The organism is Citrobacter sp. CK188 (assembly GCF_030333525.1).
Lineage (GTDB): Bacteria > Pseudomonadota > Gammaproteobacteria > Enterobacterales > Enterobacteriaceae > Citrobacter_B > Citrobacter_B koseri.
Genome location: NZ_JAOWFU010000035.1, coordinates 166,449 through 191,410 on the forward strand (window position 1 = coordinate 166,449; position 24,962 = coordinate 191,410).

General features: G+C 54.0%; 23 protein-coding genes and 1 other annotated feature. Of the genes, 16 read left to right on the forward strand and 7 right to left on the reverse strand.

What is annotated here, in order from left to right; genetic code table 11:
• Nucleotides 1-5 precede the first annotated feature (5 nt).
• The gene (gene nadR, locus OGV67_RS16590) at nucleotides 6-1,238 is read left to right on the forward strand and encodes a multifunctional transcriptional regulator/nicotinamide-nucleotide adenylyltransferase/ribosylnicotinamide kinase NadR (RefSeq protein WP_012134180.1); all 1,233 of its coding nucleotides are present in this window, start codon (nucleotides 6-8) and stop codon (nucleotides 1,236-1,238) included.
• Nucleotides 1,239-1,326: 88 nt separating this feature from the next.
• On the opposite strand, the gene ettA is transcribed toward nadR, so the two are convergent.
• Nucleotides 1,327-2,994, reverse strand: coding sequence for an energy-dependent translational throttle protein EttA (gene ettA / locus OGV67_RS16595; RefSeq protein ID WP_024130727.1), 1,668 nt, complete (start codon nucleotides 2,992-2,994; stop codon nucleotides 1,327-1,329).
• A gap of 214 nt (nucleotides 2,995-3,208) precedes the next feature.
• On the opposite strand from ettA, the gene sltY reads away from it, so the two are divergent.
• Both sltY and trpR read left to right on the forward strand, forming a co-directional pair.
• Nucleotides 3,209-5,146 carry a murein transglycosylase gene (gene sltY / locus OGV67_RS16600; RefSeq protein ID WP_012134178.1) on the forward strand — a complete coding sequence of 646 codons (1,938 nt, stop codon included), beginning with the start codon at nucleotides 3,209-3,211 and terminating at the stop codon, nucleotides 5,144-5,146.
• A gap of 90 nt (nucleotides 5,147-5,236) precedes the next feature.
• On the forward strand, nucleotides 5,237-5,566 hold the full coding sequence (gene trpR / locus OGV67_RS16605; RefSeq protein WP_024130726.1) for a trp operon repressor: 330 nt from the start codon (nucleotides 5,237-5,239) through the stop codon (nucleotides 5,564-5,566).
• A 240-nt stretch (nucleotides 5,567-5,806) separates the two neighbouring features.
• On the opposite strand, the gene yjjX is transcribed toward trpR, so the two are convergent.
• Nucleotides 5,807-6,322 (reverse strand): inosine/xanthosine triphosphatase, encoded by a 516-nt coding sequence (gene yjjX / locus OGV67_RS16610; RefSeq protein ID WP_012134176.1) that lies wholly within the window; start codon nucleotides 6,320-6,322, stop codon nucleotides 5,807-5,809.
• A gap of 51 nt (nucleotides 6,323-6,373) precedes the next feature.
• Between yjjX and gpmB the strand changes: the two genes are divergently transcribed.
• Complete coding sequence (gene gpmB / locus OGV67_RS16615) at nucleotides 6,374-7,021, forward strand: 2,3-diphosphoglycerate-dependent phosphoglycerate mutase GpmB (RefSeq protein ID WP_012134175.1); 648 nt, start codon at nucleotides 6,374-6,376, stop codon at nucleotides 7,019-7,021.
• On the opposite strand, the gene robA is transcribed toward gpmB, so the two are convergent.
• Nucleotides 7,018-7,887, reverse strand: coding sequence for an MDR efflux pump AcrAB transcriptional activator RobA (gene robA / locus OGV67_RS16620; RefSeq protein WP_012134174.1), 870 nt, complete (start codon nucleotides 7,885-7,887; stop codon nucleotides 7,018-7,020). The genes gpmB and robA overlap by 4 nt on opposite strands.
• Before the next feature lie 211 nt (nucleotides 7,888-8,098).
• On the opposite strand from robA, the gene creA reads away from it, so the two are divergent.
• Nucleotides 8,099-8,569: a protein CreA gene (creA, locus tag OGV67_RS16625; protein WP_024130725.1), complete on the forward strand. Its 471-nt coding sequence runs from the start codon at nucleotides 8,099-8,101 to the stop codon at nucleotides 8,567-8,569.
• Nucleotides 8,570-8,678: 109 nt separating this feature from the next.
• Here creA and arcA read toward each other — a convergent pair whose 3' ends face one another.
• Nucleotides 8,679-9,395 (reverse strand): two-component system response regulator ArcA, encoded by a 717-nt coding sequence (arcA, locus tag OGV67_RS16630; protein WP_001194359.1) that lies wholly within the window; start codon nucleotides 9,393-9,395, stop codon nucleotides 8,679-8,681.
• A gap of 95 nt (nucleotides 9,396-9,490) precedes the next feature.
• Here arcA and yjjY point away from each other — a divergent pair, with 95 nt between their 5' ends.
• From yjjY to OGV67_RS16665, 7 genes are all read left to right on the forward strand, one after another.
• Entirely contained in the window at nucleotides 9,491-9,631 is a 141-nt protein-coding gene (gene yjjY, locus OGV67_RS16635) for a YjjY family protein (RefSeq protein ID WP_001541509.1), read from the forward strand.
• Nucleotides 9,632-10,029: 398 nt separating this feature from the next.
• Nucleotides 10,030-10,716: a tRNA/rRNA methyltransferase gene (locus tag OGV67_RS16640; RefSeq protein WP_049010535.1), complete on the forward strand. Its 687-nt coding sequence runs from the start codon at nucleotides 10,030-10,032 to the stop codon at nucleotides 10,714-10,716.
• Between the two features lie 212 nt (nucleotides 10,717-10,928).
• Nucleotides 10,929-10,994 (forward strand): thr operon leader peptide, encoded by a 66-nt coding sequence (gene thrL / locus OGV67_RS16645; RefSeq protein ID WP_060815970.1) that lies wholly within the window; start codon nucleotides 10,929-10,931, stop codon nucleotides 10,992-10,994.
• Nucleotides 10,930-11,050 (forward strand) — a sequence feature (Thr leader region). Its footprint overlaps the gene before it by 65 nt.
• A gap of 25 nt (nucleotides 11,051-11,075) precedes the next feature.
• On the forward strand, nucleotides 11,076-13,538 hold the full coding sequence (thrA, locus tag OGV67_RS16650) for a bifunctional aspartate kinase/homoserine dehydrogenase I (protein WP_115615152.1): 2,463 nt from the start codon (nucleotides 11,076-11,078) through the stop codon (nucleotides 13,536-13,538).
• 1 nt (nucleotide 13,539) lies between these two features.
• The gene (gene thrB / locus OGV67_RS16655) at nucleotides 13,540-14,469 is read left to right on the forward strand and encodes a homoserine kinase (RefSeq protein WP_104867794.1); all 930 of its coding nucleotides are present in this window, start codon (nucleotides 13,540-13,542) and stop codon (nucleotides 14,467-14,469) included.
• Between the two features lie 3 nt (nucleotides 14,470-14,472).
• On the forward strand, nucleotides 14,473-15,759 hold the full coding sequence (gene thrC / locus OGV67_RS16660; RefSeq protein ID WP_049010528.1) for a threonine synthase: 1,287 nt from the start codon (nucleotides 14,473-14,475) through the stop codon (nucleotides 15,757-15,759).
• A 237-nt stretch (nucleotides 15,760-15,996) separates the two neighbouring features.
• Nucleotides 15,997-16,287: a DUF2502 domain-containing protein gene (locus OGV67_RS16665; RefSeq protein WP_012134167.1), complete on the forward strand. Its 291-nt coding sequence runs from the start codon at nucleotides 15,997-15,999 to the stop codon at nucleotides 16,285-16,287.
• A 98-nt stretch (nucleotides 16,288-16,385) separates the two neighbouring features.
• On the opposite strand, the gene yaaA is transcribed toward OGV67_RS16665, so the two are convergent.
• Both yaaA and OGV67_RS16675 read right to left on the reverse strand, forming a co-directional pair.
• A complete protein-coding gene (gene yaaA, locus OGV67_RS16670; RefSeq protein WP_047459033.1) occupies nucleotides 16,386-17,162 on the reverse strand; it encodes a peroxide stress protein YaaA in 777 nt (258 codons plus the stop codon).
• 77 nt (nucleotides 17,163-17,239) lie between these two features.
• Nucleotides 17,240-18,670 (reverse strand): alanine/glycine:cation symporter family protein, encoded by a 1,431-nt coding sequence (locus OGV67_RS16675; RefSeq protein WP_024130724.1) that lies wholly within the window; start codon nucleotides 18,668-18,670, stop codon nucleotides 17,240-17,242.
• 285 nt (nucleotides 18,671-18,955) lie between these two features.
• Between OGV67_RS16675 and tal the strand changes: the two genes are divergently transcribed.
• The 3 genes from tal (at nucleotide 18,956) to OGV67_RS16690 (ending at nucleotide 22,042) form a co-directional block, all read left to right on the forward strand.
• Nucleotides 18,956-19,909 carry a transaldolase gene (tal, locus tag OGV67_RS16680; RefSeq protein ID WP_012134163.1) on the forward strand — a complete coding sequence of 318 codons (954 nt, stop codon included), beginning with the start codon at nucleotides 18,956-18,958 and terminating at the stop codon, nucleotides 19,907-19,909.
• 113 nt (nucleotides 19,910-20,022) lie between these two features.
• Nucleotides 20,023-20,610, forward strand: coding sequence for a molybdopterin adenylyltransferase (gene mog / locus OGV67_RS16685; RefSeq protein ID WP_115615151.1), 588 nt, complete (start codon nucleotides 20,023-20,025; stop codon nucleotides 20,608-20,610).
• 124 nt (nucleotides 20,611-20,734) lie between these two features.
• Nucleotides 20,735-22,042: an MFS transporter gene (locus tag OGV67_RS16690; protein ID WP_012134161.1), complete on the forward strand. Its 1,308-nt coding sequence runs from the start codon at nucleotides 20,735-20,737 to the stop codon at nucleotides 22,040-22,042.
• Between the two features lie 34 nt (nucleotides 22,043-22,076).
• On the opposite strand, the gene satP is transcribed toward OGV67_RS16690, so the two are convergent.
• Nucleotides 22,077-22,643, reverse strand: coding sequence for an acetate uptake transporter (satP, locus tag OGV67_RS16695; RefSeq protein WP_012134160.1), 567 nt, complete (start codon nucleotides 22,641-22,643; stop codon nucleotides 22,077-22,079).
• 400 nt (nucleotides 22,644-23,043) lie between these two features.
• On the opposite strand from satP, the gene dnaK reads away from it, so the two are divergent.
• On the forward strand, nucleotides 23,044-24,960 hold the full coding sequence (dnaK, locus tag OGV67_RS16700; RefSeq protein ID WP_012134158.1) for a molecular chaperone DnaK: 1,917 nt from the start codon (nucleotides 23,044-23,046) through the stop codon (nucleotides 24,958-24,960).
• Nucleotides 24,961-24,962: the final 2 nt, after the last annotated feature.

The following is a 24,962-nucleotide window of genomic DNA, read 5'->3' on the forward strand; positions in this document are numbered from 1 at the left end:
CTCTTGTGTCATCGTTCGACTATCTCAAAACCGCGATCAAGCAAAAGGGGTGTACCCTGCAACAGGTGGCGGATGCCAGCGGCATGACCAAAGGGTATTTGAGCCAACTTCTGAACGCGAAGATTAAAAGCCCCAGCGCGCAAAAGCTGGAGGCGCTGCATCGTTTTTTGGGGCTGGAGTTTCCCCGGCAGCGGAAAAACATCGGCGTGGTGTTTGGCAAGTTCTACCCCCTGCATACCGGGCATATCTATTTGATTCAGCGCGCCTGTAGCCAGGTGGATGAACTGCATATCATTATGGGTTATGACGATACCCGCGACCGCGAACTGTTTGAAGACAGCGCCATGTCGCAACAGCCTACCGTGTCGGATCGTCTGCGTTGGCTACTACAGACCTTTAAATATCAGAAGAATATTCGTATTCATGCCTTCAATGAGGAAGGGATGGAGCCGTACCCGCATGGCTGGGATGTGTGGAGCAACGGCATCAAAGCCTTTATGGAAGAGAAGGGGATTCAGCCCAACTGGATCTACACGTCCGAGGAAGCCGATGCGCCGCAGTATCTCGAACACCTGGCTATTGAAACGGTGCTGGTCGATCCGAAACGAACCTTTATGAGTATCAGCGGGGCGCAGATCCGTGAAAACCCGTTCCGCTACTGGGAATACATTCCGACGGAAGTGAAGCCCTTTTTCGTGCGCACCGTGGCGATATTAGGCGGGGAGTCGAGCGGGAAATCCACGCTGGTGAACAAGCTCGCCAATATTTTTAATACCACCAGCGCGTGGGAGTACGGGCGCGACTATGTCTTCTCGCATCTGGGCGGTGACGAGATGGCATTACAGTATTCCGATTACGATAAGATCGCACTGGGCCATGCGCAATATATTGATTTTGCGGTGAAATACGCCAATAAAGTGGCCTTTATCGATACCGATTTCGTTACCACGCAGGCCTTTTGTAAAAAATACGAAGGGCGTGAGCATCCGTTTGTACAGGCGTTGATCGATGAATACCGCTTTGATCTGGTGATCCTGCTGGAGAACAATACGCCCTGGGTCGCGGATGGGTTACGGAGTCTGGGCAGTTCGGTGGATCGTAAAGAGTTCCAGAATCTGCTAGTGGATATGCTGCGGGAGAACAACATCAATTTCGTCCACGTAGAAGAGGCCGATTACGATGGTCGATTTTTGCGCTGCGTGGAGTTAGTGAAAGAGATGATGGGCGAGCAGGGTTAAGCCTGAAGCGCCGGATGGCGGCCTACAAGGTGTAGGCCGGATAAGTCTGTAGGCCGGATAAGCGTAGCGCCATCCGGCATCTGATACATTACTTAGCGATACGTTTGTACTTGATACGCTTCGGCTCCAGCGCGTCGGCGCCCAGCGTGCGTTTCTTGTACTCTTCGTACTCGGTAAAGTTACCCTCGAAGAACTCCACCTTGCCTTCATCCTGGTAATCCAGAATGTGCGTGGCGATACGGTCGAGGAACCAACGGTCGTGCGAGATAACCATTGCACAGCCCGGGAACTCCAGCAGGGCGTTTTCCAGCGCGCGCAGGGTTTCGATATCCAGGTCGTTGGTCGGTTCATCGAGCAGCAGCATATTGCCGCCAACCTGCAACAGCTTCGCCAGATGCAGACGACCGCGCTCACCGCCGGACAGTTCGCCCACGCGTTTACCCTGATCGACGCCTTTGAAGTTAAAGCGGCCCACATAGGCGCGGCTTGGCATTTCGGTGTTGCCGATCTTCATGATATCCAGCCCGCCGGAAACTTCTTCCCACACGGTTTTGCTGTTATCCATCGCGTCACGGAACTGGTCAACGGAAGCCAGTTTTACGGTTTCCCCCAGCGTGATGGTGCCGCTATCCGGCTGTTCCTGACCGGACATCATGCGGAACAGGGTGGATTTACCCGCGCCGTTCGGACCAATGATGCCGACAATCGCGCCTTTTGGTACTGAGAAGCTGAGATCGTCGATCAGCAGGCGATCGCCGTAGGATTTACGCAGGTTGCTGACTTCAACGACCTTGTCGCCCAAACGTGGTCCAGGTGGAATAAACAGTTCGTTGGTTTCGTTACGTTTCTGGTATTCGGTGCTGTTCAGCTCTTCAAAGCGCGCCAGACGGGCTTTGCCTTTAGACTGGCGGCCTTTAGTACCCTGACGCACCCACTCCAGCTCTTTCTCAATGGATTTACGGCGGGCCGCTTCCTGAGAGGCTTCCTGCGCCAGACGCTGATCTTTCTGTTCCAGCCAGGAGGAGTAGTTGCCTTCCCACGGAATCCCTTCGCCACGGTCAAGTTCGAGGATCCAGCCCGCTACGTTGTCGAGGAAGTAACGGTCGTGGGTAATCGCCACAACGGTGCCTTCGAAGTCGTGCAGGAAGCGTTCCAGCCACGCGACGGATTCCGCATCCAGGTGGTTGGTCGGTTCGTCGAGCAGCAGCATGTCCGGTTTTTCCAGCAGCAGACGGCACAGCGCGACGCGGCGGCGCTCACCACCGGAAAGATTCGCGATTTTGGCATCCCAGTCCGGCAGACGCAGGGCGTCAGCGGCGCGCTCCAGCTGTACGTTCAGGTTGTGGCCGTCATGCGCCTGGATGATCTCTTCCAGCTTGCCCTGTTCGGCGGCCAGCTTGTCAAAGTCCGCATCTGGATCGGCGTACAGCGCGTACACTTCATCCAGACGTTTCAGGGCGCCGACCACTTCGGCCACCGCCTCTTCGATCGATTCGCGAACGGTGTGTTCAGGGGTGAGCTGAGGTTCCTGCGGCAGGTAGCCAATTTTGATGCCTGGCTGTGGGCGAGCTTCGCCCTCAATATCTGTATCGATGCCAGCCATAATGCGCAGCAGGGTAGACTTACCGGCGCCGTTCAGACCCAGTACGCCGATTTTCGCCCCAGGGAAGAAGCTCAGCGAGATGTTTTTCAAAATATGACGTTTCGGCGGAACCACTTTGCCGACACGATGCATGGTATAAACGAATTGAGCCACGTTGGACTTCGCCTCTATAGGTTTATCGTGATGAAGAATAATTTTCAAAGGCGAAGTGTAGCCTTTTTCCCGGGCTAATCCCAGCCAGCAACTCTCACTCGCAATAAAAGTAAAAAAGTGTCCGTAACGTGGCGCATTTAGCAATGTCTGGTTAGCATAAATTCATTACGCGGCATGATGCTGCATTGATGTATTACGACAAGAGGAAGAGCTTGTGGACAAAGCCAAACCATTTACCTGGCGTCTTATCGCCGCCAGCGTATGCCTGCTGACGGTAAGTCAGGCGGCGCGAGCGGATTCTCTGGATGAGCAGCGCAATCGCTATGCGCAAATCAAACAGGCCTGGGATAACCGACAGATGGATGTCGTTGAGCAGATGATGCCTGGCCTGAAGAATTACCCGCTGTATCCCTATCTTGAGTATCGCCAGATCACCGACGATCTGATGAACCAGCCTGCGGTCACCGTCACCCAGTTTGTGCGCGCCAACCCTACGCTTCCTCCTGCGCGTACGCTGCAATCGCGTTTCGTTAATGAGCTGGCGCGTCGCGAAGACTGGCGTGGACTGTTAGCGTTCAGCCCCGAGAAGCCGGGCACCACCGAAGCGCAATGTAATTACTACTACGCGAAATGGAATACCGGGCAGACGGAAGAGGCCTGGCAGGGGGCGAAAGCGCTTTGGCTGACCGGGAAAAGCCAGCCGAACGCCTGTGACAAACTGTTCAGCGTCTGGCGCGCTTCCGGCACCCAGGACCCGCTGGCCTGGCTGGAGCGCATCCGCCTGGCGATGAAAGCAGGCAACACGGGGCTGGTAACGGTGCTGGCCGGGCAGATGCCTGCGCAGTACCAGACCATTGCTTCGGCGATCATCGCGCTGGCGAACGATCCCAATAGCGTGATGACTTTTGCGCGTACGACCGGCGCGACCGATTTTACCCGTCAGATGGCGGCAGTGGCCTTTGCCAGCGTGGCGCGTCAGGACGCAGAGAATGCGCGTTTGATGATCCCGTCACTGGTGCAGGCCCAGCAGCTTAATGAGGAGCAAACCCAGGAACTGCGCGATATCGTCGCCTGGCGGCTGATGGGGAACGATGTGACCGATGCGCAGGCGAAGTGGCGCGATGATGCGATTATGCGCTCGCAATCCACCACGCTGGTGGAACGCCGCGTGCGGATGGCGCTGGGCACCGGCGATCGGCGTGGGCTGAATACCTGGCTTGCCCGACTGCCGATGGAAGCGAAGGAGAAGGATGAATGGCGCTACTGGCAGGCGGATTTGTTGCTTGAGCGCGGGCGTGAGGCTGAGGCAAAAGAGATCCTCCATGCGCTGATGCAACAGCGTGGTTTCTACCCGATGGTCGCCGCACAAAAGCTGGGTGAAGCGTATGTACTGAAGATCGATAAAGCGCCGACGACAGTGGACGCTTCGCTTACGCAGGGCGCGGAAATGGCGCGAGTCCGCGAACTGATGTACTGGAACCTGGATAATACGGCGCGCAGCGAGTGGGCGAATCTGGTCTCCAGCAGGACGAAGTCGGAGCAGGCGCAGCTGGCGCGTTATGCCTTCAATAACCACTGGTGGGATCTGAGCGTGCAGGCGACGATCGCAGGGAAACTGTGGGATCATCTGGAAGAGCGTTTCCCGCTGGCGTACAAGGATCTTTTCGCCCGTTACACTGGCGGCAAAGCGATCTCGCAAAGTTACGCTATGGCGATTGCGCGTCAGGAGAGCGCCTGGAATCCGAAAGTGAAATCCCCGGTAGGGGCCAGCGGTCTGATGCAAGTTATGCCGGGCACGGCGACGCATACGGTGAAAATGTTCTCGATACCGGGCTACAGCAGCCCTAGCCAGTTGCTTGACCCGGAGACGAACATCAACATTGGCACCAGTTACCTGCAATACGTTTATCAACAGTTTGGTAATAACCGTATTTTCTCTTCAGCGGCTTACAATGCCGGGCCGGGGCGCGTTCGTACCTGGCTTGGCAACAGCGCAGGGCGCATCGACGCCGTCGCGTTTGTTGAAAGTATTCCGTTCTCAGAAACGCGGGGCTACGTGAAGAACGTGCTGGCTTATGATGCCTACTATCGCTACTTCATGGGCGATAAACCAACGTTGATGAATGACGCAGAATGGCAGCGCCGTTACTGATCGCATCGGTTATGTTATGCTATCGTACTCGTTAAAGAGTACAATCGGGGGAGGCAGATACGTTTCCCCCTGCAACGATGGCGACATTCTATGACTCAGCAATCACCCTATTCAGCAGCGATGGCAGAACAGCGTCACCAGGAGTGGTTACGCTTTGTTGAGCTGCTCAAGCACGCTTGTGCGGAAGACCTGCATCTTCCCTTACTCAATTTGATGCTGACGCCGGATGAGCGTGAGGCGCTGGGAACGCGCGTGCGTATCATTGAAGAGTTGTTACGCGGTGAAATGAGCCAGCGCGAGCTTAAAAATGAGCTGGGGGCGGGCATCGCCACCATTACGCGCGGTTCCAACAGCCTGAAATCCGCACCGGTAGAGTTACGCCAGTGGCTGGAGCAGGTGTTGCTCAAGAGCGAAAGGTAATTTCGCCTGATGGCGCTACGCTTATCAGGCCTACAGGAATGGTGAACGCTCACGCCTGATGGCGCTACGCTTATCAGGCCTACAGGAATGGTGAACGCTCACGCCTGATGGCGCTACGCTTATCAGGCCTACAGGAATGATGAACGTTCACGCCTGATGGCGCTACGCTTATCAGGCCTACAGAAACGGTGAACGTAGGCCGGATAAGGCGAAGCCGCCATCCGGCGTGGATCGCGAGCCCTACCGATACACCGCATTATGAAACGGACTGAGCGCCAGAATCACCGCCTGGTGATAAACGCTGGAGCGGGTCAGTTTTCCGGCGGTAAACACCCCGATAGCCCCCTCTTTACGGCCAATCTCATCAATACCGGTATACTGCGACATCACCGGGCCGAGCGCTTCGCCCTGACGAACTTTTTCAAGGATAACCGCAGGAAGCGGCAGCGTTGCCGATCGCGCCTCGCCTCGCTGGGCGGCATTCTCTATTACCACCCAACTGAACGTACTGTCATCATCAATCCCCGCTTCGATAGCCACCCAAAAATCGGCCTGAGGACGCAGACAGCGCGCATTTTCTACCCGATTCCGTGCGCCAGCGCGCGTTTCCTGACTTCCAAAAGGTTGTTCCGGCACGCCGCTCTCGACGGAGACGGACTCAATATGGCAGGATCCTTCACCGAAAATCTCGTTAAATGCTTGCAGAATTGCCTGAATTTTAGCGGGATTGGTGGTTGCTGAGACAACATGGTGCATAATCAGAATTACTCAGAAATGAATGTCATCGCAGTATAACGGATAAAAAGCATGTTACAGGTATACCTTGTTCGCCACGGTGAAACGCAGTGGAACGCCGAGCGACGTATTCAAGGCCAGTCTGACAGTCCGCTGACCGCTAAAGGTGAGCAACAAGCTATGCAAGTGGGAGAACGCGCCAGAACGCTCGGCATCACCCATATCGTCAGTAGCGATCTCGGTCGCACCCGCCGCACGGCTGAAATCATCGCCCAGGCATGCGGTTGCGATATCACTTTCGACGCCCGCCTGCGTGAGCTGGACATGGGCGTGCTGGAAAAACGACACATCGACACCCTCACCGAAGAAGAAGAGAACTGGCGTCGCCAGTTAGTGAACGGCACGGTTGACGGGCGCATTCCTGATGGCGAATCCATGCAGGAACTGAGCGATCGCGTCAATGCCGCTCTCGCGTCCTGTCTGGAACTGCCGCAGGGCAGCCGCCCGCTGCTGGTCAGTCACGGTATCGCGCTGGGTTGCCTGGTCAGCACCATTCTGGGATTACCGGCCTGGGCGGAGCGTCGGTTACGTCTGCGTAACTGCTCTATTTCCCGCGTCGATTATCAGGAAAGTTTGTGGCTGGCGCCTGGTTGGGTCGTTGAAACGGCAGGGGACGTCTCGCATCTCGATGCCCCTGCGTTAGATGAGCTACAGCGTTAACGGCGAACGGGGATCAGGAATTCGCAACGCAGGTTAATAGGGCGACCACCTGTTTTGGCATCTTCTGCCGGGTAGTATCGCTCTATATCCTGCCCTTTACGGCGGGTCAGGTTCAGCATCGGCATACAGGTGCCGTATACCGTCAGGATAAACTCCTGTACCCCGGTTCCTAAACCTTCGTAGGTGAACATCACATATTCGCCGCCCTGTAGGGTAACAGGCTGCGCTGACGGCACATACCCGTTGGCATGTTCTTGCGGTAGCGCGGTGGTGTAGAACACCTCCTGTTCGTCATCTTTCTCAAGGCTGGGGCGCGTTTCGTTAAGGCCGTAGAGCAGTGGAGGAATCGTTGGCGCCTGGCTGAGAAAGTCTTGCCAGAACTGTACGCGCATTTCGTGTCGAAAATCGGAGATTTGCTCCAGCGAACAGGAATAGCTCTGGGTGGTGCCGAGCAGTTGCGTATCTTCCAGGGTGACAAACTGATGTTCAGGCATGGCGAACTCACCCAGACGCATCGGCGGACGAATGCCAAAGGCGCTCCATTCTGGAGAGCGGCGATATAACGCCGGCGTCTGAGAGAACTGCTTTTTAAACGCGCGGGTAAAGGTTTGCTGAGAATCGAAGCGGTACTGCAACGCGATATCCAGAATCGGACGTGCCGTCAGGCGCAGGGCCACGGCGGATTTAGATAAGCGGCGAGCGCGGATGTAAGCGCCAATAGCATGGCCCGTCACGTCCTTAAACATTCTTTGCAGGTGCCACTTGGAATAACCTGCTTTTGCCGCCACATTGTCAAGCGACAGAGGCTGATCCAGATGGCCTTCCAGCCAGGTTAAGAGGTCGCGAATAATGCCAGCCTGATCCATAAAATATCCTCATCCTTTCCACAACGAGCACCTGACATCAGGTAAGTGGATAATAGCATTTTTTGCTGTTTTAGCATTCGGTGTTTTTTTTGCTCATCTGTGCTTTTTTGGGGCACACTAAAGCATGATTATTCTAATCCTGTGATCTGTAAACAGTTTATCCAGACGTGTCGAATAATTGCGCAGTGTAACTTTTATGAATGGTAACAATATGAAATACAAGAGCTTAATACTTTCCTCAATTCTGTTGATGCTGGGGCAGTTTGCGCATGCAGAACAGGTAGGTTCCGTCGATACCGTATTTAAAATGTTTGGGCCTGACCATAAAATCGTCGTCGAAGCGTTTGACGATCCCGACGTCAAAAATGTGACGTGCTATGTAAGTCGGGCGAAAACGGGGGGGATTAAAGGCGGTCTGGGACTGGCCGAAGATACCTCCGACGCGGCGATCTCCTGTCAGCAGGTAGGGCCGATTGAGCTGAGCGATAAAATTAAGAACGGGAAAGCGCAAGGGGATGTCGTTTTCCAGAAGCGCACGTCGCTGGTGTTTAAAAAATTACAGGTCGTGCGTTTTTATGATGCCAAACGCAATACGCTGGCGTATCTGGCCTATTCTGACAAGGTCGTTGAAGGGTCGCCAAAAAATGCCATAAGCGCGGTGCCCGTTATGCCGTGGCGGTAACGTTCCTGACGCGTCATCTGGAAGTGATTCCCGTTCTGGTCGGATAACCCATTGACAGACAATAAAAAACGGCGCGTTTTGCGCCGTTTTTGCTGCCGGTGGTAACCGATTAGTCCTGTAGATCACCGCAGAAACGGTAACCTTCACCGTGAATGGTCGCGATGATTTCCGGGGTATCCGGCGTGGATTCGAAATGCTTACGAATACGACGGATAGTCACGTCAACAGTACGGTCATGCGGCTTCAGCTCGCGACCGGTCATTTTCTTCAGCAGTTCTGCACGAGACTGGATCTTGCCCGGGTTCTCGCAGAAGTGAAGCATGGCGCGGAATTCGCTGCGTGGCAGTTTGTACTGCTCACCATCTGGGCCGATCAAAGAACGGCTGTTGATGTCGAGTTCCCAACCGTTGAACTTGTAGCTTTCGACGCTACGGCGCTCTTCACTGACCGTACCCAGATTCATGGTACGGGACAGCAGGTTGCGCGCACGGATAGTCAGTTCGCGTGGGTTAAACGGCTTGGTGATGTAATCGTCTGCGCCGATTTCGAGGCCGAGGATTTTATCGACTTCGTTATCGCGGCCAGTCAGGAACATCAACGCAACGTTAGCCTGTTCGCGCAGTTCACGCGCTAACAGAAGACCGTTTTTCCCTGGCAGGTTGATATCCATGATCACCAGGTTGATGTCATATTCAGAGAGGATCTGATGCATTTCCGCGCCATCTGTCGCTTCGAATACATCATAGCCTTCCGCTTCGAAAATACTTTTCAACGTGTTGCGTGTTACCAACTCGTCTTCAACGATAAGAATGTGCGGGGTCTGCATGTTTGCTACCTAAATTGCCAACTAAATCGAAACAGGAAGTACAAAAGTCCCTGACCTGCCTGATGCATGTCGCAAATTAACATGATCGGCGTAACATGACTAAAGTACGTAATTGCGTTCTTGATGCACTTTCCATCAACGTCAACAACATCATTAGCTTGGTCGTGGGTACTTTCCCTTTGGACCCGACAGTGTCAAAAACGGCTGTCATCCTAACCATTTTAACAGCAACATAACAGGCTAAGACGTACCGGACACCCAATAAAACTACGCTTCGTTGACATATATCAAGTTCAATTGTAGCACGTTAACAGTTTGATGAAATCATCGTATCCAAATGCTAGCGTTCATCACAAATTTGCAATAATCCAACTAGTTGCGCATGCCAACTAATAAATGTAATGAATCCAATAGGTGTGATTCATTCTAAATTAAATTATCCTAAATAAACAGAAGGATATGTAGTATTTCTTAACATAAAACGCAATAGTAAAGATAAGAAATAGTTTAGTGCCTTTTACTGAATGTGAAATGGTTTTTCAACGATTTTCGTTAAAAAATTGTAAATTCGTGCTGCGTAATATGTTGACATTGGTCACATTATTGCCAGCGGCTGGTCAAAAAGAGAATCGAAATGCGTGTAACAATTATTCTGGTCGCGCCTGCCAGAGCGGAAAATATTGGCGCGGCGGCACGGGCAATGAAGACGATGGGGTTTGGCGATATGCGTATTGTCGACAGCCAGGCGCACCTGGAGCCGGCGACCCGTTGGGTCGCACATGGTTCCGCTGATATTATTGATAATATTAGTGTTTATCCAACGCTGGCGGAAGCGCTGCACGATGTTGATTTCACTGTCGCCACCACGGCCCGCAGTCGCGCGAAGTTCCACTACTACGCAACGCCCGCAGAACTGCTGCCGCTGTTGCAGGAAAAATCGCAGTGGATGAACCATGCGGCGCTGGTTTTTGGCCGGGAAGATTCGGGCCTGACGAATGAAGAACTGGCGCTGGCAGACGTTTTAACCGGCGTGCCAATGGTTGCTGATTATCCTTCACTCAATTTAGGGCAGGCAGTAATGGTGTATTGCTATCAATTAGCAGGCTTAATGCAACAATCGGCGAAACAAACAGAGGTGACTGACGCGCCGCAATTGCAGGCGTTACGCACACGCGTTTCGCAGTTACTGGCGACGCTGGATGTTGCTGATGACATCAAACTGGCGGACTGGCTGCAACAACGACTGGGGCTGTCAGGGCAGCGCGACACGGCCATGCTGCACCGTTTATTGCATGATATTGAGAAAAATATAACAAAATAAAATCTTGTTGAATTGCTTGATGTGAGATTTTAAATCTGGTTTCAAGAGGTTGCTTCATTCCGTATTGGTTGAAAATAAATGCGCAAGCAGCAGCTCGTGAACATGTTGCGGAATGTGATCAAATTAAAAATTTATTGACTTAGGTCACGAGATACTTTAACCCTTTAAAGATACAAGACAGACAGATAATAATTACAGAGTACACAACATCCATGAATCGCATCAGCACCACCATTACCACAACCATCACCATTACCACAGGTAACGGTGCGGGCTGACGCGTACAGGAAACACAGAAAAAAGCCCGCACCTGAACAGTGCGGGCTTTTTTTTCGACCAAAGGTAACGAGGTAACAACCATGCGAGTGTTGAAGTTCGGCGGTACATCAGTGGCAAATGCAGAGCGCTTTCTGCGTGTTGCCGATATTCTGGAAAGCAATGCCAGGCAGGGGCAGGTAGCGACTGTTCTCTCTGCCCCCGCCAAAATTACTAACCATCTGGTGGCGATGATTGAAAAGACCATCAGCGGTCAGGATGCTTTACCGAATATCAGCGATGCCGAACGTATTTTTTCCGAACTTCTTACGGGTCTTGCAGCCGCTCAGCCGGGGTTCCCGCTGGCGCAGTTGAAAGTTTTCGTTGAGCAAGAATTTGCGCAAATCAAACATATCCTGCACGGAATCAGCCTGCTGGGCCAGTGCCCGGATAGCATCAATGCTGCGCTGATCTGCCGTGGCGAGAAGATGTCGATCGCGATCATGGCTGGCCTGCTGGAAGCGCGCGGTCATGGCGTGACGGTTATCGATCCGGTCGAAAAATTGTTGGCGGTCGGGCATTACCTCGAATCGACCGTTGATATCGCCGAATCTACGCGCCGTATCGCGGCGGGCCGCATTCCGGCTGACCACATGGTGCTGATGGCAGGTTTCACCGCCGGTAACGAAAAAGGCGAGTTGGTCGTGCTGGGCCGCAACGGTTCTGATTACTCCGCTGCGGTATTGGCTGCCTGCTTACGCGCCGACTGTTGTGAGATCTGGACTGACGTCGACGGCGTGTATACCTGCGACCCGCGCCAGGTGCCGGACGCCAGGTTGCTGAAGTCGATGTCCTATCAGGAGGCGATGGAGCTTTCTTACTTCGGCGCCAAAGTCCTTCATCCTCGCACCATCACCCCCATTGCCCAGTTCCAAATCCCATGCCTGATTAAAAACACCGGAAACCCGCAAGCCCCTGGTACGCTGATCGGCGCTAGCGTCGATGAAGACGAACTGCCGGTGAAAGGGATCTCGAACCTGAACAATATGGCGATGTTCAGCGTTTCCGGCCCAGGAATGAAAGGGATGATCGGGATGGCGGCGCGCGTCTTCGCGGCAATGTCCCGCGCGGGGATCTCCGTGGTGCTGATCACGCAATCCTCTTCTGAATACAGCATCAGTTTCTGCGTACCGCAGGGCGACTGCGCGCGGGCCCAGCGTGCAATGCAGGATGAGTTCTACCTGGAACTGAAAGAAGGGTTGCTGGAGCCGCTGGCGGTGACTGAACGTCTGGCGATCATCTCGGTGGTTGGCGACGGTATGCGCACGCTGCGCGGCATCTCGGCGAAGTTCTTTGCGGCGCTGGCGCGCGCGAATATCAATATTGTCGCGATTGCGCAGGGCTCGTCCGAACGATCGATTTCGGTGGTCGTGAATAACGATGACGTCACAACGGGCGTACGTGTTACCCACCAGATGCTGTTCAACACCGATCAGGTGATTGAAGTGTTCGTTATCGGCGTTGGCGGCGTTGGCGGAGCGTTACTTGAGCAGCTGAAACGCCAGCAGTCCTGGCTGAAAAACAAGCATATCGACCTGCGCGTCTGCGGCGTGGCGAATTCGAAAGCGCTGTTGACCAATGTGCATGGCCTGAACCTGGATAACTGGCAGGCGGAACTGGCGGAAGCGAAAGAACCGTTTAATTTAGGGCGCTTAATTCGCCTGGTGAAAGAGTATCACCTGCTTAACCCGGTTATTGTTGACTGTACCTCCAGCCAGGCGATGGCGGATCAATACGCCGACTTCCTGCGTGAAGGCTTCCATGTGGTAACGCCGAACAAAAAAGCCAACACGTCGTCGATGGATTACTACCATCAACTGCGTTTTGCCGCGGCGAAATCCCGACGTAAGTTCCTGTACGACACCAACGTAGGTGCGGGATTACCGGTTATCGAGAACCTGCAAAACCTGCTGAACGCGGGTGACGAACTGCAACACTTCTCCGGTATCCTGTCTGGATCGCTCTCTTTTATTTTCGGCAAGCTGGATGAAGGCATGAGCCTTTCGGCCGCGACCACGATGGCGCGCGAGTTGGGCTATACCGAACCCGATCCGCGTGACGATCTTTCCGGGATGGATGTGGCGCGCAAATTGCTGATCCTCGCTCGTGAAACGGGACGTGAGCTGGAACTGTCCGATATCGTGATTGAGCCGGTGCTGCCGGAAGGTTTCGACGATTCCGGCGATGTCGCCACGTTTATGACCAATCTGCCGCAGCTTGACGACGCGTTTGCCGCTCGTGTGGCGAAAGCCCGTGATGAAGGCAAAGTATTGCGCTATGTTGGCAACATTGAAGACGACTGCGTGTGTCGCGTGAAGATCGCCGAGGTTGACGGCAACGATCCGCTGTTTAAAGTGAAAAACGGGGAGAACGCGCTGGCGTTTTACAGTCACTATTATCAACCGCTGCCGCTGGTTCTGCGCGGTTACGGTGCGGGGAACGATGTGACGGCGGCGGGTGTTTTTGCCGATCTGCTGCGTACCCTTTCATGGAAGTTAGGAGTCTAAAATGGTGAAAGTCTATGCTCCGGCTTCCAGTGCCAATATGAGCGTCGGATTTGATGTGCTTGGGGCGGCCGTCACGCCGGTTGATGGCTCACTGCTGGGCGATGTGGTCTCGGTGGATGCGGCAGAAAGCTTCACGCTGAATAATTTAGGGCGTTTTGCCGACAAGCTGCCGTCAGCGCCGCGTGAAAATATCGTTTATCAGTGCTGGGAGCGTTTTTGCCAGGAGTTGGGTAAACAGATTCCGGTGGCGATGACGCTGGAAAAGAACATGCCGATTGGTTCCGGGTTAGGGTCCAGCGCCTGTTCCGTGGTTGCTGCGCTGGTGGCGATGAATGAGTTCTGTGGCAAACCGCTGAACGACATGCGTCTGCTGGCGATCATGGGGGAACTGGAAGGGCGTATCTCTGGCAGCATTCATTACGATAACGTCGCGCCGTGCTTTCTTGGCGGCATGCAGTTGATGATCGAAGAAAACGGCATTATCAGCCAGCAGGTGCCAGGATTTGATGAGTGGCTGTGGGTACTGGCCTATCCGGGGATTAACGTTTCGACGGCTGAAGCGCGGGCGATTTTACCCGCGCAGTATCGCCGTCAGGACTGTATCGCTCACGGGCGGCATCTGGCCGGGTTTATTCATGCCTGCTATTCCCGTCAGCCGCAGCTTGCTGCAAAGCTGATGAAGGATGTGATTGCCGAACCGTACCGCGCTCGTCTGCTGCCGGGCTTCAGCCAGGCGCGTCAGGCGGTGGCGGAAATTGGCGCGCTGGCCAGCGGTATTTCCGGGTCCGGGCCGACGCTCTTCGCGCTCTGTGATAAACCGGATACGGCGCAGCGCGTAGCAGACTGGCTGGGTAAAAATTACCTGCAAAATCAGGAAGGCTTTGTTCATATTTGTCAGCTGGATACGGCGGGCGCACGAGTACTGGGATAAACAATGAAACTCTACAATCTGAAAGATCATAATGAGCAGGTCAGCTTTGCGCAGGCCGTTACGCAGGGGCTTGGCAAGAATCAGGGACTCTTTTTCCCGCACGACCTGCCGGAATTTAGCCTGACTGAAGTTGATGAGATGCTGAATCAGGACTTTGTGAGTCGTAGCGCAAAGATCCTTTCCGCGTTTATCGGGGATGAGATCCCGCAGGAAATCTTAGAAGAGCGCGTTCGCAAGGCATTCGCTTTTCCGGCGCCGGTGCGTCAGGTGGAAGGCGATGTCGGGTGCCTGGAGTTGTTCCACGGCCCGACGCTGGCCTTTAAGGATTTTGGCGGTCGCTTTATGGCGCAAATGCTGACGCACATCAGCGGCGACAAACCGGTGACTATCCTGACGGCGACCTCTGGCGATACCGGCGCGGCAGTTGCTCACGCATTCTACGGTCTGAAAAATGTACGCGTCGTGATCCTCTACCCACGCGGCAAGATCAGCCCGTTGCAGGAAAAACTGTTCTGTACGCTGGGCGGCAACATCGAAACGGTTGCGATTGACGGTGATTTCGATGCCTGCCAGGCGCTGGTAAAACAGGCGTTTGATGATGAAGAACTGAAGGCGGCGCTGGGGCTGAATTCGGCGAACTCCATCAACATCAGCCGTCTGCTGGCGCAGATTTGCTATTACTTTGAAGCGGTCGCTCAACTGCCGCAGGACGCGCGTAATCAGTTAGTGATTTCCGTGCCCAGCGGTAACTTTGGCGACCTGACGGCGGGGCTGTTGGCGAAGTCGCTCGGCCTGCCGGTGAAACGCTTTATCGCCGCCACTAACGTCAACGATACGGTGCCGCGCTTCCTGAAAGAGGGGCAGTGGTCGCCGAAAGCGACGCAGGCTACCTTGTCGAACGCGATGGATGTCAGCCAGCCCAATAACTGGCCGCGCGTGGAAGAGCTGTTCCGCCGTAAAATCTGGCGTCTGACGGAGCTGGGCTACGCTGCGGTTGACGATGAGACGACGCAGGAGACCATGCGCGAACTGAAAGCGGCAGGTTATACCTCTGAACCGCACGCTGCCGTGGCGTACCGCGCGCTGCGTGATCAACTGCACCCGGGGGAGTATGGCTTGTTCCTCGGGACCGCGCATCCGGCGAAATTCAAAGAGAGTGTGGAGGCGATTCTTGGTGAAACATTGGATCTGCCAAAAGAGCTGGCGGATCGTGCCGACCTGCCGCTGCTCTCGCATAATCTGCCTGCGGATTTTGCCGAATTGCGTAAGCTGATGATGACACGCGGCTAACAGTTGTGCCCGGTGGCGCTTCGGGGCTATTGTAGATATTGTAGGCCGGATAAGGCGTTAGCCGCCATCCGGCTTTTTTATGGAGAAAATAAGGAGAAATTTAGCAGGTAAAAAGGAGTAATTCTCAATAAATGCGGTAACTTAGAGATTAGGATTGCAGAGAATAACAACCCGCGTTCTCATCAAGTAATCTCCTTTCATCGACCCAAATCGGGCAATGGTAAAAAGGAGTACCTCATGAACAAGTTGAAACCCGTGCTTCTTGCACTTTCCATGATGCTGGTGGCTCCCCTCGCAGCACAGGCTGCCGAAATTACTCTCGTACCGGCAGTTAAACTTCAGATTGGCGATCGCGATAACCACGGTAATTACTGGGATGGCGGTCACTGGCGCGACCACGGCTGGTGGCAGAAGCATTATGAGTGGCGAGAAAACCGCTGGCAGCCGCATGGACCACGTCCGCAACCGCATCATAATAAGCATGACGAGCATCGTCATGATGATCGCCGCGACGACCACCGTCATTAAGTACACAGGCCTGATAAGCATAGCGCTATCAGGCAGTTATGCGATTTTAGCGCCGGATAGCGACAAAAGGCGTCTTATCCGGCCTGCGCTTCAGGGCATCAGTTTTGCTCGTGGCGTTTAAACACCAGTTCGCCTTTTCCTGACGCTTGCTCATCATAGAAATAGCCTTCGCTGTTAAATGCGGTGAGCTGTTCCGGCTTCGTCAGCCGGTTTTCAATGATGTAACGGCTCATCAGGCCGCGCGCTTTTTTGGCGTAGAAGCTGATAACTTTGAATTTGCCGTTTTTCTCGTCAAGGAACACAGGCTTGATAACCTCCGCATTCAGCTGCTTCGGCTTCACGGATTTATAATATTCATCCGAGGCCAGGTTGATGACGATTTTATCGCCTTGCGCAGCCAGCGCTTCGTTCAGCTTATCGGTAATCACATCGCCCCAGAACTGATAAAGGTCTTTCCCTTTGGCGTTCTCAAGGCGAATGCCCATCTCCAGACGGTAAGGCTGCATCAGATCCAGCGGACGCAGGACGCCGTACAACCCGGAAAGCATACGCAAATGCTGCTGCGCGAAATCAAAATCGGCTTCGCTGAACGTTTCCGCCTGTAGTCCGGTATAGACGTCGCCTTTAAACGCCAGAATCGCCTGGCGGGCGTTTTCAGGGGAGAAGTCAGGCTGCCAGTCATGAAAACGGGTGGCATTCAGATCGGCCAGTTTGTCGCTAATGCCCATTAGCTTGCCAATCTGCGGCGCCGAGAGCTTGCGCGCCTCGCGGATCAACTGCTGGGAGTAATCCAGCAGTTCAGGCCGCGTATAGCGCGTCGTGGCCAGCGGGCTTTGGTAATCGAGCGTTTTTGCAGGTGAAATCAGAATCAGCATATCCAGTCCTTGCAGGAAATTTACTGCGACTTTAGCAAAAAAACCGACCGATTTGATCGATGGTTGTGATTGCCGCGCTAGTGACGCGGCAACTCATCCCATGTATCCGGCGCCAGTTGCTGCTCAATTTCAGGGTAGCGGAACGGGTCGAATACGGGTTGTACGCCGAGCTTACGCTGTCGCAGATAGTCGCTGGCGATCGTATGCACCACCGGCGAGAGCAGCAGAATCGCCGTCAGGTTGGTGATGGCCATACAGGCCATAATAATGTCGGCCAACTGCCAGACGAGCGGAAAGCTGAGTAACGTGCCCGCCACGACCATCCCGACGGTGACAATACGCAGCGCCCAGCGCATTCGCAGACTGTCCAGACGCAGAAAAATCAGGTTATTTTCGGCGTAAACGTAGTTGGCGACAATCGAGCTGAAGGCGAACAACACCACAATAAACGCGACAAGGCTTGCGCCCCATTCGCCGGTCAGTGAAATCATTGCCTGTTGCACCAGCTGGATGCCTTCCGTTGGCATATGCGAGGCGCCATTGCCTGCCAGCAGAATAATCATCGCGCTGGCGGTGCAGATAATAATGGTATCGGTAAAGACGCCGATCATCTGCACAATTCCCTGCGCGGCAGGGTGCGGCGGCCAGGATGAAGCGGCGGCCGCAATGTTAGGCGCAGAACCCATTCCCGCTTCGTTGGAGAACATGCCGCGCTGGAAACCGCTGGTAATCGCCTGGCTGAGCGTATACCCGGCCGCCCCGGCAGTGGCTTCCTGCCAGCCGAATGCGCTTTTCACAATCGACGCGATAATGTCGGGCAGCTGTTCAATGTGCCAGAGGCAAATCACTAAACCGGTGAGTGTCCACAGAAGGGCCATCGCAGGGACGAACCATTGCATGAGTTTTGCGACATCTTTAATGCCGCGAACGATGACAAAAAAGGCCGCCAGCGCCAGCACGATACCGGAGATAATGGGCGGTATGTCAAAGGCAAAAGCGAGCGCCCGCGAGACGGAGTTCGCCTGTACGCTATTAAAAATCAGACCATACGCAATGAGTAAGAAAATCGCGAAGAGAACGCCCATCCAGCGCATACCCAGGCCACGCGCCATATACCATGCCGGGCCGCCGCGATACTGCCCTGTGCTGTCGCGCTCTTTGTAGAGCTGGGCCAGAGAGCATTCGGCAAACGAGGTCGCCATACCGATAAGCGCAGATACCCACATCCAGAATACGGCGCCTGGCCCGCCTGCGGCGATGGCCAACGCAACGCCTGCCAGGTTACCGCTGCCAATACGCGCGGCAAGGCTGGTACACAGCGCCTGAAATGACGTAAGCCCGCCCGGCTGGGGATGTATGCTGTTTTTAAGACTTTTGCCAAACTGGCGGATATAGCGAAACTGAACGAATCCGGTACGGTAAGTAAACCAAAAACCTGCGCCAAGCAGGAGGTAGATCATTACCGAACCCCAGAGTATTTCATTAATAAAGGCGAAGAAATCAGGCATTAACATCCCTCTTGTTGATGCCGGTACGCTTTTGGGTTCCAGTGTAAGCGTTACCAATTCACGAACAGTATAGACCCTGTCAGGCTATTGAATGGGGGGAGTCTACCATACTATATGGCAATATCCTTTAATTGCGCGCAGCCCTGGCGAGGGGCTGAAAAGGGGCAAACAAAGAGGGGAGTGGGATAACCGCATTGTCTGCGGTTGCGCTGTGAGTGCGTCGTGTTATCATCAAGGCAGACCGGTTACATCCCCCTAACAAGCTGTTTAAAGAGAAACACTATCATGACGGACAAATTGACCTCCCTTCGTCAGTTCACCACCGTGGTGGCCGACACCGGAGACATCGCGGCAATGAAGCTGTACCAGCCGCAGGATGCCACAACCAACCCTTCTCTCATTCTTAACGCAGCACAGATCCCGGAATACCGTAAGCTGATTGACGATGCCGTTGCCTGGGCGAAACAGCAGAGCAGCGATCGCGCGCAGCAGATTGTTGACGCGGCCGACAAGCTGGCGGTGAACATTGGTCTGGAGATCCTGAAACTGGTTCCGGGCCGTATCTCCACCGAAGTTGACGCTCGTCTGTCCTACGACACCGACGCGTCTATCGCCAAAGCAAAACGCATCATCAAGCTCTACAACGACGCGGGCATCAGCAACGATCGCATCCTGATCAAACTGGCGTCTACCTGGCAGGGGATTCGTGCTGCTGAACAGCTGGAAAAGGAAGGTATCAACTGTAACCTGACTCTGCTGTTCTCCTTCGCACAGGCGCGTGCTTGTGCGGAAGCGGGCGTATACCTGATCTCTCCGTTCGTGGGCCGTATTCTTGACTGGTACAAAGCCAATACCGACAAGAAAGAGTACGCTCCGGCAGAAGATCCGGGCGTGGTTTCCGTTACGGAAATCTACGAATACTACAAACAGCACGGTTATGAGACAGTGGTGATGGGCGCGAGCTTCCGCAACGTCGGTGAAATTCTGGAGCTGGCGGGTTGCGATCGTCTTACCATCGCTCCGGCGCTGCTGAAAGAGCTGGCAGAAAGCGAAGGCGCTATCGAACGTAAACTGTCCTTCTCTGGCGAAGTGAAAGCGCGTCCAGAACGCATCACCGAGTCTGAGTTCCTGTGGCAGCACAACCAGGACCCGATGGCGGTAGACAAACTGGCGGACGGTATCCGTAAGTTTGCTATTGACCAGGAAAAACTGGAAAAAATGATCGGCGATCTGCTGTAATCATTCGGCGTGACCAGGCAGGTTTCTGGTCACGCTACCTCTTCTGAAACCTGTCTGTCCTTTCCTTTGCAGTGTATCATTCTGTTTAACGAGACTGTTTAGACGGAATAATCATGAACACCTTACGTATTGGTTTAGTTTCCATTTCTGACCGCGCGTCCAGCGGCGTATACCAGGATAAAGGCATTCCTGCTCTTGAAGAGTGGCTGGCCTCCGCGCTGACCACCCCTTTTGACGTGCAAACCCGACTGATCCCGGATGAGCAGGCGATCATTGAGCAAACGCTGTGTGAGCTGGTGGATGAAATGAGCTGTCACCTGGTACTGACGACGGGCGGTACGGGGCCGGCGCGTCGTGATGTCACGCCTGACGCGACTCTGGCCGTCGCCGACAGAGAAATGCCCGGCTTTGGCGAGCAGATGCGCCAGCTCAGCCTGCACTTTGTTCCTACGGCGATCCTTTCCCGCCAGGTTGGCGTGATCCGCAAGCAGGCGCTGATCCTGAACTTACCGGGGCAGCCAAAATCCATCAAAGAGACCCTGGAAGGGGTGAAAGATGCCGAGGGTAAGGTTGTCGTGCCGGGAATTTTCGCAAGCGTACCGTATTGTGTACAGTTGCTTGAAGGGCCTTATGTGGAAACCGCAGCGGAAGTGGTAGCATCTTTCCGCCCGAAAAATGCCAGACGCGACATAAACGCCTGAAGTTGGCCTTTCTGTGACATAAATTACGCAGGTGGTGGAGTATTGAATTGTTTACGATATAGTAATTTTTGATTTACACATATCGATAAGCGCCCTCAATAACTCCACTGACTCATGGTTTGCTATGTCACGACACACACGACCTCTGAATCGCCAGGATTATAAGACTCTTTCACTTGCCGCTCTCGGCGGCGCGCTCGAGTTTTACGACTTCATCATCTTTGTTTTCTTCGCAGCGGTTGTGGGCGAACTGTTTTTCCCCGCCGATATTCCTGAGTGGCTTCGTCAGGTTCAGACGTTTGGGATCTTCGCCGCCGGTTATCTGGCGCGCCCGCTGGGCGGCATTATCATGGCGCACTTTGGCGATCTGGTAGGGCGCAAGAAGATGTTCACCCTGAGTATTCTATTGATGGCTGTTCCAACGCTGGCGATTGGCCTGCTGCCGACTTACGCCTCAATGGGCATCCTTGCGCCGTTGTTATTGCTGCTGATGCGTATTTTGCAAGGCGCAGCGATTGGCGGCGAAGTGCCGGGAGCGTGGGTGTTTGTGGCTGAACATGTGCCGGAGCGCCGTATCGGCATCGCTTGCGGCACACTGACTGCGGGACTGACGGTCGGTATCCTGCTTGGCTCTGTCGTGGCGACGCTGGTGAATACCAGTATGACCCAGCAGGCGGTGCATGATTATGGCTGGCGTATTCCCTTCCTGCTCGGCGGCGTATTTGGTCTGATTGCGATGTATTTACGTCGTTGGTTGCAGGAAACGCCCATCTTCCTTGAAATGCAGCAGCGCAAAACGCTCGCGCAGGAATTGCCCGTCAAAGCGGTAGTGGTGAAACATAAAAAAGCGGTGGCGATTTCGATGCTGCTGACCTGGTTGTTATCGGCCGGCATTGTCGTCGTGATTTTGATGTCGCCGGTCTGGTTGCAAAAGCAGTACGGGTTTGCGCCCGCGTTAACTTTACAGGCAAATAGCGTGGCGACCATTATGCTGTGCGTGGGATGCCTGCTGGCAGGGTTCATTGTCGATCGGGTCGGCGCCAGCAAAACCTTTATTGTAGGCAGTTTTCTGCTGGCCTGCTCAAGCTGGATCTTCTATCACCTGTCTGGCGCGCATCCCGAGCAGTTGTTTTTATTATACGGGCTGGTGGGGCTGTGTGTTGGTGTTGTTGGCGCGGTGCCGTACGTAATGGTGCGAGCCTTCCCGGCGGAAGTGCGTTTCACCGGCATCTCTTTTTCTTACAACGTCTCGTATGCCATTTTTGGCGGCCTGACGCCAATTGCGGTCACCATGTTGATGGGCGTGTCGCCAATGGCGCCGGCCTGGTATGTGCTGGCGTTGTCACTGGTGGGGCTGGGGTTGGGCGTCTGGTTGCGACAGGATATTTATTATCGCGATGCGGATGTGCAGGCAGAATTACAACAGTTGTAAAAATTATCCCCCCGGTCGGGGGGATAACGGAATATTAGTGCGCTTCACCGATTGGCAGGATGGTGCGGCCAAACTGTTCGTTCAGCACTTCGCCCATCGCCAGGTAAATGGCGCTGGCGCCACACACTAAGCCAATCCAACCCGCAACGTGGATCACCGCTTCATTACCCGCGATGTTGCCGAAGGCCAACAGGGCGAACAGTACGGTCAGGCTCAGGAAGACAAACTGTAGCGCGCGAGCGGCTTTCAGCGTGCCAAAGAACATGAACAGTGTGAACACGCCCCACAGCCCCAGGTAGGCGCCCAGGAACTGCGCGTTCGGCGCTTCTGTCAGACCCATTTTCGGCATTAACAGGATCGCGACCAGCGTCAGCCAGAAAGAACCGTAAGAGGTAAATGCGGTTAAGCCGAAGGTGTTGCCTTTTTTGTATTCCAGCAGGCCAGCAAAAATTTGCGCGATACCGCCGTAGAAAATGCCCATCGCCAGAATAATGCCGTCTAAAGCGAAGAAACCCGCGTTGTGCAGGTTAAGCAGAATGGTGGTCATGCCGAAGCCCATCAGGCCCAGCGGAGCCGGGTTAGCCAACTTAGTGTTGCCCATAATTCCTCAAAATCATCATTAATCGAATGGTGAAATAGTTTCCCCGAACAACCGATACCGTATTCGGGGCGCGGCATGATAATCAGGGGAATAGAGGCTGTCTATGATCTAATAGGGGGAAAATGAAATATTTCCCCTTGTGATGACGATCACGGAAGGAAAAGGCTTAACCGCCGCACAGGCAGAGGTGTTTTCCGTATGCCCGGTGAAGAAAATTATCGTTTTTCGCAAAAAAAAATTTTCATGCCCCCTTGATGACGTGGGTTACGACCCCATCTTGTAGTCAACCGCAGTGAGTGAGTCTGAAAAAAAACGATTCAGGGTAGTTGAAACCGCACGTTTCGCCCTTATTACAGATTCACAACCACATGATGACCGAATTTTTAGTGGAGACGTTTAGATGGGTAAAATTATTGGTATCGACCTGGGTACTACCAACTCTTGTGTAGCGATTATGGATGGCACAACTGCACGTGTGCTGGAGAACGCCGAGGGCGATCGCACCACGCCTTCTATCATTGCTTATACCCAGGATGGTGAAACTCTGGTTGGTCAGCCGGCTAAACGTCAGGCAGTGACAAACCCGCAAAACACCCTGTTTGCGATTAAACGCCTGATTGGCCGCCGCTTCCAGGACGAAGAAGTTCAGCGTGACGTTTCCATCATGCCGTACAAAATCATCGGCGCCGATAACGGCGACGCATGGCTTGATGTGAAAGGTCAGAAAATGGCACCGCCGCAGATCTCTGCTGAAGTGCTGAAAAAAATGAAGAAAACCGCAGAAGATTACCTGGGCGAACCGGTAACTGAAGCTGTTATCACCGTACCTGCCTACTTCAACGATGCTCAGCGTCAGGCAACGAAAGATGCTGGTCGTATCGCAGGTCTGGAAGTAAAACGTATCATCAACGAACCGACCGCCGCCGCGCTGGCTTATGGTCTGGATAAAGAAGTCGGCAACCGTACTATCGCGGTTTACGACCTCGGTGGTGGTACTTTCGATATCTCTATTATCGAAATCGACGAAGTTGACGGCGAAAAAACCTTCGAAGTTCTGGCAACCAACGGTGATACCCACCTGGGTGGTGAAGACTTCGACAGCCGTATGATCAACTACCTGGTTGAAGAATTTAAGAAAGATCAGGGCATTGACCTGCGTAACGACCCGCTGGCGATGCAGCGTCTGAAAGAAGCGGCAGAAAAAGCGAAAATCGAGCTTTCTTCCGCACAGCAGACCGACGTGAACCTGCCGTACATCACCGCAGATGCCACCGGTCCGAAACACATGAACATCAAAGTGACTCGCGCGAAACTGGAAAGCCTGGTCGAAGACCTGGTGAACCGTTCCATCGAGCCGCTGAAAGTCGCGTTGCAGGATGCTGGCCTGTCCGTATCTGATATCAACGACGTTATCCTCGTTGGTGGTCAGACGCGTATGCCGATGGTGCAGAAAAAAGTGGCGGAGTTCTTTGGTAAAGAACCGCGTAAAGACGTTAACCCGGACGAAGCTGTTGCTATCGGCGCAGCGGTGCAGGGCGGCGTACTGACCGGTGATGTGAAAGACGTTCTGCTGCTGGATGTTACCCCGCTGTCTCTGGGTATCGAAACCATGGGCGGCGTAATGACGGCGCTGATCAGCAAAAACACCACTATCCCGACCAAGCACAGCCAGGTGTTCTCTACCGCGGAAGACAACCAGTCAGCGGTAACCATCCATGTGTTGCAGGGTGAGCGTAAACGCGCGTCTGATAACAAATCTCTGGGTCAGTTCAACCTGGATGGCATCAACCCGGCGCCGCGCGGTATGCCGCAGATCGAAGTCACCTTTGATATCGATGCTGACGGTATCCTGCACGTTTCCGCGAAAGACAAAAACAGCGGTAAAGAGCAGAAGATCACCATCAAGGCTTCTTCTGGTCTGAACGAGGACGAAATTCAGAAAATGGTTCGCGATGCTGAAGCGAACGCAGAATCTGACCGTAAGTTCGAAGAGCTGGTTCAGACGCGCAACCAGGGCGACCATCTGCTGCACAGCACGCGTAAGCAGGTTGAAGAAGCGGGCGATCAGCTGCCAGCAGACGACAAAACGGCTATCGAGTCTGCACTGAGCGCGCTGGAAACGGCGCTGAAAGGCGAAGACAAAGCGGCTATCGAAGCGAAAATGCAGGAACTGGCGCAGGCTTCCCAGAAACTGATGGAAATCGCTCAGCAGCAGCATGCACAGCAGCAGGCTGGCGGCGCTGACGCTTCTGCAAACAACGCGAAAGATGACGATGTTGTCGACGCTGAGTTTGAAGAAGTGAAAGACAAAAAATAATC

Bases quoted from the DNA above. Each gene is read 5' to 3' on its own strand.
- trpR (WP_024130726.1), top strand. From the start codon at position 5,237: ATGACTCAGCAATCACCCTATTCAGCAGCGATGGCAGAACAGCGTCAC.
- yjjX (WP_012134176.1), bottom strand. From the start codon at position 6,322: ATGCACCATGTTGTCTCAGCAACCACCAATCCCGCTAAAATTCAGGCA.
- gpmB (WP_012134175.1), top strand. From the start codon at position 6,374: ATGTTACAGGTATACCTTGTTCGCCACGGTGAAACGCAGTGGAACGCC.
- robA (WP_012134174.1), bottom strand. From the start codon at position 7,887: ATGGATCAGGCTGGCATTATTCGCGACCTCTTAACCTGGCTGGAAGGC.
- creA (WP_024130725.1), top strand. From the start codon at position 8,099: ATGAAATACAAGAGCTTAATACTTTCCTCAATTCTGTTGATGCTGGGG.
- arcA (WP_001194359.1), bottom strand. From the start codon at position 9,395: ATGCAGACCCCGCACATTCTTATCGTTGAAGACGAGTTGGTAACACGC.
- yjjY (WP_001541509.1), top strand. From the start codon at position 9,491: ATGACTAAAGTACGTAATTGCGTTCTTGATGCACTTTCCATCAACGTC.
- OGV67_RS16640 (WP_049010535.1), top strand. From the start codon at position 10,030: ATGCGTGTAACAATTATTCTGGTCGCGCCTGCCAGAGCGGAAAATATT.
- thrA (WP_115615152.1), top strand. From the start codon at position 11,076: ATGCGAGTGTTGAAGTTCGGCGGTACATCAGTGGCAAATGCAGAGCGC.
- thrB (WP_104867794.1), top strand. From the start codon at position 13,540: ATGGTGAAAGTCTATGCTCCGGCTTCCAGTGCCAATATGAGCGTCGGA.
- thrC (WP_049010528.1), top strand. From the start codon at position 14,473: ATGAAACTCTACAATCTGAAAGATCATAATGAGCAGGTCAGCTTTGCG.
- OGV67_RS16665 (WP_012134167.1), top strand. From the start codon at position 15,997: ATGAACAAGTTGAAACCCGTGCTTCTTGCACTTTCCATGATGCTGGTG.
- yaaA (WP_047459033.1), bottom strand. From the start codon at position 17,162: ATGCTGATTCTGATTTCACCTGCAAAAACGCTCGATTACCAAAGCCCG.
- OGV67_RS16675 (WP_024130724.1), bottom strand. From the start codon at position 18,670: ATGCCTGATTTCTTCGCCTTTATTAATGAAATACTCTGGGGTTCGGTA.
- tal (WP_012134163.1), top strand. From the start codon at position 18,956: ATGACGGACAAATTGACCTCCCTTCGTCAGTTCACCACCGTGGTGGCC.
- mog (WP_115615151.1), top strand. From the start codon at position 20,023: ATGAACACCTTACGTATTGGTTTAGTTTCCATTTCTGACCGCGCGTCC.
- OGV67_RS16690 (WP_012134161.1), top strand. From the start codon at position 20,735: ATGTCACGACACACACGACCTCTGAATCGCCAGGATTATAAGACTCTT.
- satP (WP_012134160.1), bottom strand. From the start codon at position 22,643: ATGGGCAACACTAAGTTGGCTAACCCGGCTCCGCTGGGCCTGATGGGC.
- dnaK (WP_012134158.1), top strand. From the start codon at position 23,044: ATGGGTAAAATTATTGGTATCGACCTGGGTACTACCAACTCTTGTGTA.